This is a genomic window from Meiothermus taiwanensis WR-220 (assembly GCF_003568585.1).
GTDB lineage: Bacteria > Deinococcota > Deinococci > Deinococcales > Thermaceae > Meiothermus > Meiothermus taiwanensis.
Genome location: NZ_CP021130.1, coordinates 23090 through 36242, shown reverse-complemented (window position 1 = coordinate 36242; position 13153 = coordinate 23090). Strand labels below are relative to the sequence as shown.

Genomic DNA, 13153 nt, shown 5'->3' with positions numbered 1-13153 from the left:
GCGCCCGAGGCTTGCCGTCACCCCGCACTATCCGGCTCGAGGGATTCTTCGCTAGGGGGTGAGGAATCCCCTTTCCACCCAACACAAGCAACTATGCGTGGACCTTTGAGTCCGGTATGGCATTCTTTCTATGAGACCATCTGAGCCCGCCCGACGTGGCGTATCGCTGGCGGCCCGAGAAGCGCTGTGGGCCCTGGCCTTCTTAGCCATCCCGCTGGCCTTCTTCCTGTTTATCCGCATCTGGCCGGCCTTCCAGGCCCTGTGGCTCTCGCTCTTCGACTGGCACGCCGACCCCAGCCAACGGCCTTTCGTGGGCCTCGAGCACTACCACCAGATGCTGGAGGATCGGCTCTTGCTCAAAGCCCTGCAAAACACCCTGGCCTACACCCTGTTAGGCGTTCCCACGCAGATCCTGCTGGGGCTTGGCATTGCCCTGTTGCTCAATGCGGTAACCCGTTTCCGGGATGTCTTCCGGGCCATCTACTTTGCGCCTTATGTCACCCCCGCGGCCGCCGTTGCCTGGGTGTTTAGCTGGATGCTCTCGCCCAATTTTGGCATCGTCAATGAAATATTGGGGGTGTTTGGCATCCCACCCCAGCCCTTCCTGACCAGCCCCTCCCAGGCCCTGGTCACCGTGACAATGGTGGTGGTCTGGCAGAACCTGGGTTTTCAGGTGGTCTTGTTCCTGGCGGGTCTGCAAAACATCCCCCGCGACTACTACGAGGCCGCCCGCATAGACGGGGCCAGCAACTGGCAGCTCTTCCGCCACATCACCCTCCCGCTTCTGAACCCGGTGATGGTCTTCTCGGCAGTCATCGGCACCATCGGCTTCTTGCAGCTGTTCACCCAGGTGGTCAACCTCAACTTCACCGACCAGGGCGGGCCGCTGGGCTCCACGCTGACCCTGGCCCTCTACATCTACCAGCAAGCCTTTGCCCGGTTTGACCTGGGCTATGCGGCGGCCATCACGGTGCTGCTGTTCGTGATTATCCTGGCCATCACCCTGGTGCAACTGCGGCTGTTGTCCCGGCGGGTGGAGTACTGATGAGACGCCTTTCTACACTCCTGATCTACCTCCTGCTCATCCTGGGCAGCCTGGTGATGTTCTTTCCGTTCGTGTGGATGTTTCTAACCTCCCTCAAGCCCTTTGCCGAGATTTTCGATCTCACGCTGCTGCCCCAGGCCCCCACCCTGGACAACTACCGCGAGGTGCTGTTCGATACGCAGTTCCCCCGCTGGTTCCTCAATAGCCTGATTGTGGCGCTCATCACCACGGCCTCGGTGCTGTTCTTCGACGCGTTGGTGGGCTACACCCTGGCCAAGCTGCGCTTTCCCGGCAAGGGGTTCATCTTCGTGCTCATCCTTTCGACCCTGATGGTGCCTACCGAGATGCTGATCATCCCCTGGTACGTGATGAGCACCGAGTACGGCTGGAGCAACACCTACTGGGGTCTGCTCTTTCCGGGCCTCATCAGCGCTTTTGGGGTGTTCTTGATGCGGCAGTTTTTCCAGACCCTGCCCACCGACCTGCTGGATGCCGGGCGGATAGACGGGCTGAGCGAGTTTGGGGTGTTCTGGCGTATCGCCTTCCCGCTGGTGCGTCCGGCCCTGGCGGCTTTAGGCATCTTTACCTTTCTGGGCAACTGGAACGCCTTTTTGTGGCCCCTGATCGTGGTACAGACCCCCGATATGCGCACCATACCGGTGGGGGTGGCACTGTTCTCGAGCGAGGCCGGCACCGCCTGGAACCTGATTATGGCCGCCAGCAGCCTGGCCGTGCTGCCGGTGCTGCTGGTCTTCCTGTTCTTCCAGCGCCAGATCATCGAAGGGGTGGTGCTGACCGGGGTGAAGGGCTAGGGGGTTTTTTCCTGGTAATCTGTTCGGCATGAACCAAGGCCTGGGCCAGCGGCTATGGCGGCAGTACCGCGGGCACCTGCTCAGCTTTGCCGCGGGGGTGCTGGTGGGCGTGATGTTCGCCGACTGGCTGCGGAGCCTCGTGACCATCCTGTTCGTGCTGGGGGTGCTGGGGGCGATGTACTTCATCTGGGTCTACTTCGATAAGCTCAAGAAACAGTGAGCCGCCTTATGGAGCTAATGACGCCCGCCCCCATCCTGGACACACCCCCCGCGCACCTGCCCACCGGGAACCTCGAGGTGCACGTAGAAGCCAGCCCCCAGGCCCCCTCCATTTCGCGCATCGGGGTGGCCTCCCTAGGGCTTAGCGGCCTGCTGGACTGGGTGGGGGCCCCGCTTTTGGAAGTGTCCGGGCAGGGCTGGCAGGTTTCGCGCCTCGCGGACTGGATTCCCTGCTGGGAGAACGATGACCTCAAGGTTACGCTGCTGGCCCCCTGGGGGGAGCGGGGGCTGGCGCTGCGCCTCGAGCCCAAACGGCAAGGCCCCCTTCAGGTAGCGGGCAACCTCGAGTACCTGGGCCTGCGGCGCTTCCGGGAGGAGCCGCTCGACTGCGTCTTCCCTAGCGGGCACGACGGCTGGACGGGGAGCCATGTGATGGAAGCCCGCACCCACCGCACCCTGCTGGCTCTGGGCCTGCAGGCCGACCCCCCGCCCACCCGAATAGACTGGGGCCCCCAGTTCGTGCTCGAGTGGGCGGCGGGCCCGGTCACGCTCTACCTGGGCCTGGCCCCCGAGGCTGATGGTGCCCGCACCACCGCCCTGCACCTGCGGCGGGTGGGCTGGGAGGGCTTGCTGCACAAGACCCTGCACAAGCTGGCCCTGCTGTGCACCAATTACACGGGCCCCCTCTACGAGGTCTACCGGCGGCACCTGATCTTCAGCTACTTCTACGCCCAGGCCGACACCCTGGAGGGCGAGCCTGTGCTGCTCACCTCGAGGAGCCCGCACTACTACGTCTCGGGGGCCTACTGGGCCCGCGACGCGCTTTTGTGGTTTTTCCCGGCCCTGCTCAAGGCCGACCGCAAACGAGCAAAACAGGTGCTGAAAGCGGTATTCCAGCGCCAGGCCCGCTGGCCGGGGGAGCACGCCCAGTACCTGAGCGGGCCGCCCCTGTACCCCGGCTTCGAACTGGATCAGGCCGCGGCCTACCCCCTGGCCCTGGCCCGCTACCTGGAGGCCACCGGCCCCGACCCCGGGCTGGTGGCCGAGCTGCGCGAGCCCCTGGCATGGGTGTTTGCGCGGGTGGCCGAGGAGAAGCACCCTTCCCTCACCCTCTACCGCACCTTCCTCTCCCCCACCGACGACCCGGTGAAGGAGCCCTATCTGACCTACGACAACGCCCTGTGGTGTGTGGCACTGGAACGGCTGGCCCCCTTCTGGCCGGAGGCCGAGGCGCTCAGGCTCGAGGCCCGGGCCATCCGCGAGACCCTCTACCGCCAGGCCGAGCGCAACGGGCGCTTCGTCTTCAGTTTTGAGCCGGGGGGCACCCACACTTTCTCCGATGAGCCTGCGGGCAGCCTGTTGCTGCTCCCGCACCTGGGCTTTTGCAGCCGGCAGGACCCCATCTGGCAGGCCACCGCGCTGTGGATTCTGGGAAGCGACAACCCCCACCACTACAAAGGGCGCTTCCCCGGCGAGGGCTCGGCCCATTTTCCCTTCCCCTCAGGCTTTGGCCTGGCCAACCGGATCCTCTCCGGCCTGATGCGGCCGGCGGGCGACGCGCTCATGACGCTCGAGCAGGCCCCCCTCGACCAGGGCTACGCCTGCGAGTCCTTCGACCCCGAGACCGGCCAGGCTCGCACCGGGGTGGGATTTGCCGCGCTGGCGGGCCTTGTTGCCTACGCGCTGGCCGCGGGCAAAGATCCCAAAGGGCCTACCGTATAGCCAGCCAGACCAGCAGCAGCAAACCGCCCGCGCCGACCAGTGCCACGCTCAAGGCCGCGCTGCGGGTTTTGCGGAAGTACAGCGAGAGCACGAAGCCCGTAAGCGCCACCAGCAACAAAAACCCACCCGAGAGGTCAATCAGCCAGGCCCAGGCCGGGCCGGCATCGCGCCCGCGGTGCAGGTCGTTCAGGACGGCTACCGGGCCCTGGGCCACCACCTTGAGGGTATAGCTGCCGTCGGCCCGGCTGATGAAGGCATCGGCGGCGTAGCCGGGGGCGCGGAAGCTGATGGAGGCTTCCTGATCGTCGGCACGGGTATCGCTCACCTGCCCCCGCAGGCCATAGGTGGCCCGCAGGGTCTCGGCGGTCTTTAGCCAGTCGATCTCGCCTCGTTGCTGCCAGTCCTGGGGCAGGGTGCCCTGATAGGTATGGATGGTCTGGGCGTTGCCAAACACCCACTCGGGGTGGTTGAGGGTGATGCCGGTAGCGGCAAAAAACAGCACCACCAGCAGGCTCAGCATGGAAGCGTAAAGGTGCAGCCAGCGGGCCAGGGCATAGACCCTCGAGCGCAGGGGCTTCTGCACTTTTTCCATGGGCCTCTCAACCCTGCCGATCATAGGAAAGGCTCACCTCCTTGAGATCCCCTTTCTCGCCGGACAGATTGTAAGCGCGCTGGAAGGGGCTCTGGGCCAGGGTGACCTTCTCGCGGAAGAGCTGGTAGGGCCCGTGCTCCCGGGCCAGCTCCACACAGACGTAATAGTCGCCCTGGGGCATCGGGTTGCCCTTATCGTCCTTGCCGTCCCAGCTCAGGGTGTACCGCCCCGGCATCCGGGTGGGGCCCGAGACGGTTTCGTTCAGCTCGTTGTTGTGATACCAGCGCCGGAGTTCGTTGAGCCAGCGCGGGCCCTTGCGGGACTGCTCAAACCAGACCGCCAGGGTGCGCACCGGCAGGCCCTGGGCGTTTTCGATCCAAACCGCCACATAGGGTCGGCGATAGCGGAAACCACCGCCCACGAACTCGAAGGTGATATCCAACTTCATGCCAGCCAGCCTGGCCTGGGCCAGGCCCCGGCCGGCCAGAAGGGTCAGGAGAAAACCAACTGTGCGGTAGACAAAGTTTCGACGGCTTATCCAGGAACGCTTCATCTAAATCCTCCGAATTTCCTCAGCCTGCTCTAAAAAGCGGGGGTTGGTATGGGTGCGTCCGTCGGCCTCCACCAATAAGCAGCCCACCCCAAATACCTCGGCCAGGGCCAGGCTGAGCATGGGCTCGAGCACACAAAAAGCCGTGGCCAGCACATCGGCGGTGGCCGCATCCGGGGCTACTACGGTGGCCTGCGCCATCTGGGTGACAGGCCGGGCCGTGCGGGGGTCGAACAGGTGCGCTCCCCGCTGCGAGCGCCCACTGGTGGCCACGCCCTGATTGCAGACCAAAAGCCGGGCCAGCGGCGGGGCGTTGTCGGCCCCAGCCAGGGGGTCGGCCACCCCAACCCGCACCGGCCGGGGCCCGATGTGCCGGATCTCCCCGCCCAGGTTGAGCAGCACCTCCTCGGCCCCCTGGCTCATCGCAGCCTGGGCCGCGCGGTCGGCGATATGCCCTTTGGCCAGGGCGTTTAAGGTGAGGGGCAGCGCGGTGAGTTTGTGGGCCGTGCGGCCCTCCAGCCGCCACAAGGGGCCCTGGAGGGCCTGTCGCAGGGCCTCGAGCTCGCCCTCGGTGGGTTTGGGGTTTTGCCTGTATAAGGCCTGGATGGCCGCAGCCGCCGGATTGAAGGCCCCGTGGGTGTGGGCCATCCAGCCTTCGGCGGCACGCAGCAAGGCCTGGAGTTCCGGTGAAAGCTGGGCTACGCCCTGGGCCTGCCAGCGGGCCAGTTCAGAGTCGGGCAGAAAGCTACTGAAGATGCGCTCGAGGCGCTCAATTTCGGCCAAGCTGGCGGCCTCGGCGGCGCGGGCTTGCCGCGGGCCCTGGGCTCGCACCTGAAGGGTCAGGGTTGTGCCCAGCACCCCCTCGTAGTGGGCTTGGTGCAGGTACGGGCGTGGTTTGAACAGGGCCAGCGGCATCAGAGGTTCTCCTCTCCACGGAGAAGTATCCCCGTGCGGCATAAGGTTTGCGTAAACAAAGGGTGAAGTTTTTGTAAAGGCTAGAGGTTTAGCCCAATATCGAAGGTAGCCGCATAGCCCTGCCCGCTCTGGGTCAGGTTGAGCAGAAGCTGGCTCCCCCCGTTGCGGTAGATGCTGTCGTTGGCGTTGCGGGTGCGGGTGCCCGTTTTCACGTAGGGGGGATTGGCAAAAATGCGGTCGCTCAGGGCATCGTCGAAGAAGAGCTGCGAGGTGAAGTCGCGGTTCTGGTAACGAATTTTGAAGTGGATGTGCACGGTGCGGCCCGGATACCAGCCGGGGTAGATGGTGGTGAACTGGGCCACCCCCTGGGCATCGGTGATCTGGTGGCCGCGCAGCCACTTCTGCCCGCGGGTGTCGGCGAAGCGATCCAGCACCCCGGAGTAGAGGCCCTGGGCGTCGCACTGCCAGATGTCCACCATGGCCCCTGGCAGGGGTGTGCACCCGCTGGATGAGACCCTCGAGACCACAAAGCGCAGGCTCAGGGGCACCCCTGGCTTCACCACCCCGGTGGTGGGGTCGGAGCGGATATCGGAGCGGTTGAGCTGGGTATCCACAAAATAGGGCCCCTCGGTCAGGGCCGGGCGCACAATGCAGGAAGGCAGGGCGTTGTTCTGGGCTGCGGCCCTCTGTCCGTTCATTAGCCCACCCACCCCGGCCAGCCCGCCCAGGCCCAGCGCCATCAACACTTTACGACGGTTCAATATCGTTCCAATCGGTTTATCGTCGTTATCCATTTTGGCCCTCCTTTTTTCCAACATTTTCCACGCAAATGGTGGCAAACGGGTTAGGAAAATAGGGGTCGAACCCCGCCGTTATGCCTACCCGCCCAGGTTCTTCTTGAGGGTCTCGAACTCAGCCTGGCCGATCTCACCTTTGGCATAGCGCTCGCGGGCGATCTCCAGGGCCCGGTCGGGGGCTGCTTTGCTGCCAGTGGCGGGGCTGCGCAGCAGCCGCACGATCAGCACCGCCACCAGCGCAATCAGTCCGAGCAGCAGCAGGGCCCACAGCACATCGTCCATCCAGCCAAAGCCGTAGTAGCCAAAACCATCCCAACGTCCACGGTGATCCATCATCCACATACTGCGCCTCCTACAGCAAAAACCCGGTTCCGGGTAAGCCTTTGCTTTTGTAGTAGGGGCGTGTGGCCGAAGCTTCAACCACACGCCCAACTGCTACTACCGGACAGGGCCTAGCGCCACCGCCCCCGGGGGCCGTCCCAGTCGCCCCGGCCCCCCAGGCGCAGCTGCACCGGCTGGGCCACAAAAGCCTTGGCCACCGCCTGGCTGCTGGCTTTGAGGGTATTGGCCTGCTCGGCCGTGAGCCGCCCGGCCTGCACGGCCTGGTCGATGGCCTGGTTGCGGGCGGTGACCAGGGCCGCCTCGAGGGCCGCCGGGGTCTTGCCGAGGTCGGTGGCCACCTGGGCCAGGGTCTTGCTGCCACCGCTCAGCACCGCCAGCTCGGCGGGGGTGACCCCCAGGAACTGAGCCGCAGCGTAGTAGAGGTTGCCAATCAGGCCCTTGGGCGCCGCCATGCGCTGCATGGCCCTGGGCTGCGTTGGGGCGGGCTGGGGCGCCGGGGTTTGCTGGGCAAAGGCGCCCGCTACCGCCAGGCTCGAGACCACCAACAGGGTTTTTAGCGTCTTGTTCATGCTTTCCTCCTTGTGGAAAGCCCTCTGGCTTTCCCGAGAAGAAGTCTGCGGCAGGGCGGTTACGGAGCAGTTACGACTCGCTGAGAGGGTTTCTCATGGAGGCACCCGTAACCCGCCCGTAACCCCTAGAATGCAGACTGGAACCATGCGGCTTCTGCTGGTCGAAGACGAGCCCAACATCGCCCGCCCGCTCACGCGGGCCCTGGAGGCCCAGGGCCACCAGGTGCGCCATGCGCCCGACCTGACCACGGCCCGGGCGCGGCTGGCCGAGGCCGAACCCGACCTGATGATCCTGGACGTGCGCCTGCCGGAATCGGAGGACGGGGGGTTTATCCTGGCCCGTGAGGCCCGCGCCGCCGGCTACAAAGGCCCCATCCTCTTCATGACCGCCCGCGACGCCCTGGCCGACCGGGTGATGGGCCTGGACGAAGGCGGCGACGACTACGTGGTCAAGCCCTTCGACCTGCCCGAGCTTTTAGCCCGGGTGCGGGCCCTCTTGCGCCGGGTGAGCGAGGTTAAGCAGAGCCGGGTGAGCCTAGGCCCCCTCGAGCTCGACCTGGCAAGCCGCAGCGTGCGCTGGGAGGGGCGGAGCGTGGAGCTCTCCCCCCGCGAGTACGCCCTGCTGGAGCGGCTGGCCCTGTTTCCGGGCCGGGTCTACAGCCCCGAGGAGCTCTTGGATCTGATCTGGGGGGAGGAAGCCTCCGATACCGGGGTGGTCAAGGTGTGCGTGCACCACCTGCGCAGCAAGCTGGACAGCCGCGTGGTGCGCACAGTACCGGGGGGCTACCGGCTGGGGGTGGAGCCATGAGCCTGCGGCTGCGCCTGGCTTTGTTTATCGCCCTGGCCATTGCCCTGGCCCTGCTGGTGCAGGGGTTTTTGGGGTACGCCAGCTTCGAGCGCTTGCAGATGGGCAACCTCGAGCGCGACCTGAACGCCTACCTAGCCCGCATTGCCGACCAGCTCGAGGGCCGCCGGCGGCCCCCACGGCTGTTCTGGCGCGAACGGGGTGGTGAGCCCGACACCGAGCTGGTGGAGCGCCTGCGCAGCAACACGCCCCTGCTTTCCCTCCCCAACCCCACCCCGGCCGGCATCGTGGCCCACGCCCGGCTGGTGCAGGGGCAGGTGGTACTGCGGGAGTGGGGCCAGTTTCCCAGCGAGATCCCCATGCACCACCACCCCGAGGCCCGGCTCGAGCAGAACTGGCTGTACAAAAGTGTGCGCCTGGGCCCCGGGCTTTACCTGCAGGGGGCGCTCGAGGCCAGCCAGGTGCGGGCCAGCCTGGCCGGTTACCGGCAGACCGTGCTGTTCACCGCCCTGCTGGTGGCCCTCCTGGGGGCCGGGGTGGCCTGGCTGGTCAGCGGGCCGGCCCTGCGGCCCCTGCGCCACCTTCAGCAGGCCGCCCGCCGGGTGGCCGACTCGGGCGACCTCAGCCTGCGGGTGCCCGCCGAGGGCAGCGGGGAGCTTCTGCACCTGAGCCAGACCTTTAACCAGATGCTCGAGCGGCTCTCGGCCTTTCGCCAGCGCGAGACCGAGTTCACCCGCAACGCCGCCCACGAGCTGCGCACCCCCCTCACCTCTTTGCGCTTGCAGCTCGACGCCTTGCAGCAGGGGCTGGCCTCGCCTGAGGAAACCCTATCGGTGGTACGCGAGGAGGTGGAGCGCATGACCCACCTGAGCGAGTCGCTCCTGACCCTGGCGCGGGAGGGCCGGGGGCAGCGGGTGGGGCTGGATCTGGCCCAGCTGGCCCGGGAGGTCGCACAAAAAGCCGGTGTGCCCTACCAGGGGCCCCCTCACCTGGAAACCTCCGGCGACCCCATTCTGCTGCGCCAGGCCCTGGAAAACCTGCTCTCCAACGCCCAGAAGTACGCCCCGGGGGCCCCGGTGCGGCTCGAGCTCAGCCAGGAGGGAGACTTCGCCGTCCTGAGCGTGCTGGACGAGGGGCCCGGCATGCCCCCCGAAGTGCTTAAGCGGGCGGCTGAGCCCTTCTACCGCGCCCCCGGCACCCGTGTGCCGGGCAACGGGCTGGGCCTGAGCGTGGCGGCCCAGGTGGCCCAGGTGCACGGGGGCCGGCTGGAGCTCAAGAACCTCGAGCCCCACGGCCTGAAAGCCGAGCTGTGGATCCGGGTTCAGCCGGCCTGATCGAGCGGCAGGCTCACCTCGAAGACCGCCCCGCCCTCGGGACGGTTGCGGGCAGTCACGGTTCCCTTGTGCAGCTCCACCAGGGCCTTGACGATGGAAAGCCCCAGCCCGCTGCCGCCGGTGGCCCGCGAGCGCGAGGCCTCGGCCCGGTAGAAGCGGTCGAAGACCCTGCCCAAAGCCGCTTCGGGGATGCCGGGGCCGCTGTCCAGCACCCGCAAGCGGGCCTGCGCGGCCTCGACGGCCACCTCGAGCCCAATCCACCCCCCGGTAGGCGTGTGGCTCAAGGCGTTGGAGAGCAGGTTGCCAATCACCTGGGCCAGGCGGTCGGGATCGGCCCGTACCAGGACAGGCCCCTTGGGCAGCCGCCGCTCGAGCGTAATCTGCTTGGCCTCCAGAGCCGCCTGAAAGGTGGCGGCCATCCGGTCGGCCAGCTCGGCCAGGTTGAGGGGCTGCAAGGTCAGGTTGAGCCGCCCGGCATCGGCCAGCGAGAGGGTGCGTAGGTCTTCGACCAGGCGCGAGAGCAGCCGGGCCTGCTGGTGCAGCCGATCCACCTCGCCCATCTCCAGGGGCAGCACCCCGTCCTGAATGGCCTCGAGGCGGCCCTGCATCACCGTCAGGGGGGTGCGCAGCTCGTGGGCGATATCAGCAATCATGGCCCGCCGCTCGGCCTCGAGCCGCTCCAAAGCCTCGGCCATCTGGTCGAAGTTGCGGGCCAGCCGGGCCACCTCGTCCTCGCCCGGCTGGGGGCCCACCCGGGCCTTGAGGTCGCCCTGGGCCAGGCGGCCTGCGGCATCGGATATGGCCTCGATGGGCCGGGCAATCCGCCGGGCAAAGACCAGCGCCAGCAACACCCCCAGACCGGTTGCGGCCAGGCTCGCAATCAGCAGGTTCTGTTGCAACCGGGTCTCCAGGCTGGGCCGCCGCAGGCGGGGCGGCGGCTGCACCCGAATCTCGCTGCCTGAACCGTCGGGCAGGCTCAGCACAAAGACCGGATTGGGGTTCCCGGGGTCGGGGCTGGGCTCGAGCCGCACGCGAATCTCCTGACCGGAAAGCAGCACATCGCGCAGCTCCGCGGGGAAACCCAGCGCCGGCAGGCGGCTATCGCTGCGCCGCAAGATATCGCGCACCTCGGCGGGCAGCTCCCGGAAGGTGCGCTCGCGCTGGTAGGTGTTGAGGCCCACCGTGAGCAGGCTGGTCACCACCACCACCAGCACCATCAGCAGGCTTAGCCGAACCTCAATGCGGTTGAAGAAGCGCATATATTTTTCGGGTGGCCCCACCTACTCCGTCCAGAGCCGGTACCCCACCCCCCGCACGGTCTCCAGAAGCCCCGCGCCCCCGGCGGCCTCGAGCTTCCTGCGCAGGTTCTTGAGGTGCACGTCCACCACCCGCTCCAGCGCGTCCGAGTCGGGCAGAGCGGCCTCCAGCAGCTCGGCCCGGCTGAAGGCTTTGCCGGGGGTACGGGCCAGGGTTTCCAGCAAGCGAAACTCGGTGGGGGTGAGCTCGAGGCGCACCCCTCCCAGCCGCGCCACCACCTTCTCGCTATCAATCTCCAACGGCCCCACCCGCAGCACCTCTTTGGGGGCCTCGGCCAGCACCACCCGCCGCAACACCGCCTTGACCCGGGCCACCACCTCGCGGGGGCTGAAAGGCTTGGTCACGTAGTCGTCGGCCCCCAGCTCCAGGCCCAGCAGCTTGTCCAGATCCTCGGCGCGGGCCGTCACCAGGATGACCGGGGTGTGGCCGCTGCTGCGGATGCGACGCAGCACCTCGAGGCCGTCCATCTCCGGCAGCATGATGTCCAGAAGCACCAGGTCGGGCCGGGCCGCCCGCAGAAGGTTCAAAGCCTGCCGGCCATCGGAGGCCCGCTCGGTGCGAAACCCCTCCCGGCGCAGATAGCCCTCGAGAATCTCGGCGATCTCCGGCTCGTCTTCCACCACCAGTACCAGCGCCATCGGCTCCAGTGTATCGGTAGACCCGGCCATGTCCCCAGTCTGCCCTCAGACCATGAAGGGCCAGGGTGGGATTTATGTAGATTTGGGGAAGTCTGCCCTTTGCAAACCTGACCTGTCGGTCAATAATGGGCTTTCGTGACACTGCCCCCTGGCGAGCCCCGCCGTTCACAAACCCTGGCCATCTGGGAAGGCGTGCTGGCCATCCTATTCATCAACTGGAGCACCGGCATGGTCATGACCGGCTACGCTTTGTGGCTGGGAGCACCCCCGGTGGCCCTGGCTATTCTAGGGGCGCTGCCCATGGTCGGGCAGATGGCCGCGCCGCTGGCCCTCTTCTTCCGGGGCAGCCGAAAGGATTTGAGCGCCAACCTCTCGGTGTTCGGGCGTGGGCTTTTCGTGCTGGCTTTGTTCGTGCCGTTGATGCCCGAAGCCTGGCGCATACCAGGTCTCTTGACCATTGCCGCCCTCTCACAGTTCATCCTGGCCCCGGTTAGCGTGCTCTGGACAAGCTGGATGGCCGATCTGGTGCCAGATCAACTACGGGGACGCTACTTTGGGCTTCGTAACGGGCTGCTGGGCCTGGTGGGCACCCTGGGCAACCTGGCTGCCGGTAGCCTGATCGATGCCCTGGGTAAACCCTGGGGGTTTCTGTTGGTGCTGGGCCTGGCGGTGGGGGCAGGGGTTGGGGCCACCTTTATCTTGCGGCGGCAGTTTGAGCCGCTCATGGTCAGCACCCCACCCCGCCCAGCCGAGTACATCCAGCCCCTCTCCGACCGGCGCTTCCGGGGGTTTTTGGGGTTTGTGGTGCTGTTTTTGGGCGCGGTGAGCGTGGGGGGGCCCTTCGTGTTTCCGCTCTTCCTCGAGTACGCTCGCATGAGCTTTACCCAGGTGGGCCTCTGGACGGTGATCGCTGCAAGCTGCGGGCTGGTGCTGAGCCCCTTGTGGGGCCGGCTGGCCGACCGGATCGGGCACTGGCAGGTTTTGCTTTTGAGCAGCAGCGTGGCCGCCCTGGTGCTGCCCCCTTTGTGGCTGGCCGGCGGGCCAGGCCGCCTCGAGACCATCTGGATGGCCGCGGTCTTCGACGCGGTGGCCTGGGGCGGGATTGGCACCGCCCTGACCAACGTGGCCTTGCAAAGCGCCTCGCCAGAAAAGCGCAACCTCTACCTGGCCTGGTACTGGACGGCCTACGCGGTGGGGGGCATCCTGGGCTCGCTTTTGGGCGGGGCCCTGGGCAACCTGCACAAAAATCTCCAGCTCTTTCCCAGCGCCTATCACCTGCCCATCCTGGTCTCGATGGGGCTGCGGATGGTGGCGGTCTACTACCTGGGGTGGCGCATCCGGCGCGATAAGAAGAGAGCCTTACTGGAGTCAAAAGCACAGCCCCCGTCGCCTGCCGAAAACAAGACATCGGGAGCCTAACTTGGTTGGTTCAGCGCTGGAAGGCAGCGAGCCAACCCGACCGAGGGGATCTGCTTTCTTCGCCGAGCGTAGGGAGG

The 13153-nt window shown here is 66.6% G+C and carries 15 protein-coding genes; 7 read left to right on the top strand and 8 right to left on the bottom strand.

Annotated elements, in window-relative coordinates; all coding sequences use genetic code 11:
* Window positions 1-130: 130 nt before the first annotated feature.
* Genes MTAI_RS00200 through MTAI_RS15555 form a run of 4 tightly spaced genes read left to right on the top strand, consistent with a single transcriptional unit; the run spans window position 131 to window position 3798 of the window.
* Complete coding sequence (locus tag MTAI_RS00200) at window positions 131-1045, top strand: carbohydrate ABC transporter permease (protein ID WP_027888943.1); 915 nt, start codon at window positions 131-133, stop codon at window positions 1043-1045.
* Window positions 1045-1857, top strand: coding sequence for a carbohydrate ABC transporter permease (locus MTAI_RS00195; RefSeq protein WP_027888942.1), 813 nt, complete (start codon window positions 1045-1047; stop codon window positions 1855-1857). The genes MTAI_RS00200 and MTAI_RS00195 overlap by 1 nt, the downstream gene beginning before the upstream one ends.
* Window positions 1858-1885: 28 nt before the next feature.
* Window positions 1886-2077 (top strand): hypothetical protein, encoded by a 192-nt coding sequence (locus MTAI_RS00190; protein ID WP_027888941.1) that lies wholly within the window; start codon window positions 1886-1888, stop codon window positions 2075-2077.
* An 8-nt stretch (window positions 2078-2085) separates the two neighbouring features.
* A complete protein-coding gene (locus tag MTAI_RS15555) occupies window positions 2086-3798 on the top strand; it encodes a glycoside hydrolase family 125 protein (RefSeq protein WP_027888940.1) in 1713 nt (570 codons plus the stop codon).
* On the opposite strand, the gene MTAI_RS00180 is transcribed toward MTAI_RS15555, so the two are convergent.
* From MTAI_RS00180 to MTAI_RS00155, 6 genes are all read right to left on the bottom strand, one after another.
* Window positions 3788-4390 carry a PepSY-associated TM helix domain-containing protein gene (locus tag MTAI_RS00180; protein ID WP_043982067.1) on the bottom strand — a complete coding sequence of 201 codons (603 nt, stop codon included), beginning with the start codon at window positions 4388-4390 and terminating at the stop codon, window positions 3788-3790. The two genes, MTAI_RS15555 and MTAI_RS00180, sit on opposite strands and share 11 nt — an antisense overlap.
* A gap of 7 nt (window positions 4391-4397) precedes the next feature.
* Window positions 4398-4943: a DUF2271 domain-containing protein gene (locus MTAI_RS00175; protein ID WP_027888938.1), complete on the bottom strand. Its 546-nt coding sequence runs from the start codon at window positions 4941-4943 to the stop codon at window positions 4398-4400.
* Entirely contained in the window at window positions 4944-5855 is a 912-nt protein-coding gene (locus MTAI_RS00170) for an FAD:protein FMN transferase (RefSeq protein ID WP_043982066.1), read from the bottom strand.
* Between the two features lie 80 nt (window positions 5856-5935).
* Entirely contained in the window at window positions 5936-6649 is a 714-nt protein-coding gene (locus MTAI_RS00165; RefSeq protein ID WP_027888214.1) for an intradiol ring-cleavage dioxygenase, read from the bottom strand.
* An 84-nt stretch (window positions 6650-6733) separates the two neighbouring features.
* Window positions 6734-6994, bottom strand: coding sequence for an SHOCT domain-containing protein (locus tag MTAI_RS00160; RefSeq protein WP_051349838.1), 261 nt, complete (start codon window positions 6992-6994; stop codon window positions 6734-6736).
* Between the two features lie 110 nt (window positions 6995-7104).
* Entirely contained in the window at window positions 7105-7563 is a 459-nt protein-coding gene (locus MTAI_RS00155) for a hypothetical protein (protein ID WP_027888212.1), read from the bottom strand.
* A gap of 145 nt (window positions 7564-7708) precedes the next feature.
* Between MTAI_RS00155 and MTAI_RS00150 the strand changes: the two genes are divergently transcribed.
* A complete protein-coding gene (locus tag MTAI_RS00150; protein ID WP_027888211.1) occupies window positions 7709-8371 on the top strand; it encodes a response regulator transcription factor in 663 nt (220 codons plus the stop codon).
* Complete coding sequence (locus MTAI_RS00145) at window positions 8368-9702, top strand: sensor histidine kinase (RefSeq protein WP_027888210.1); 1335 nt, start codon at window positions 8368-8370, stop codon at window positions 9700-9702. Before MTAI_RS00150 ends, MTAI_RS00145 begins: the two co-directional genes overlap by 4 nt.
* On the opposite strand, the gene MTAI_RS00140 is transcribed toward MTAI_RS00145, so the two are convergent.
* Both MTAI_RS00140 and MTAI_RS00135 read right to left on the bottom strand, forming a co-directional pair.
* Window positions 9690-10961, bottom strand: coding sequence for a sensor histidine kinase (locus MTAI_RS00140; RefSeq protein ID WP_027888209.1), 1272 nt, complete (start codon window positions 10959-10961; stop codon window positions 9690-9692). The genes MTAI_RS00145 and MTAI_RS00140 overlap by 13 nt on opposite strands.
* A 21-nt stretch (window positions 10962-10982) precedes the next feature.
* Window positions 10983-11657: a response regulator transcription factor gene (locus MTAI_RS00135; RefSeq protein WP_036197113.1), complete on the bottom strand. Its 675-nt coding sequence runs from the start codon at window positions 11655-11657 to the stop codon at window positions 10983-10985.
* A gap of 135 nt (window positions 11658-11792) precedes the next feature.
* On the opposite strand from MTAI_RS00135, the gene MTAI_RS00130 reads away from it, so the two are divergent.
* Window positions 11793-13076 (top strand): MFS transporter, encoded by a 1284-nt coding sequence (locus MTAI_RS00130; protein ID WP_027888207.1) that lies wholly within the window; start codon window positions 11793-11795, stop codon window positions 13074-13076.
* The last annotated feature ends 77 nt before the right edge of the window (window positions 13077-13153 follow it).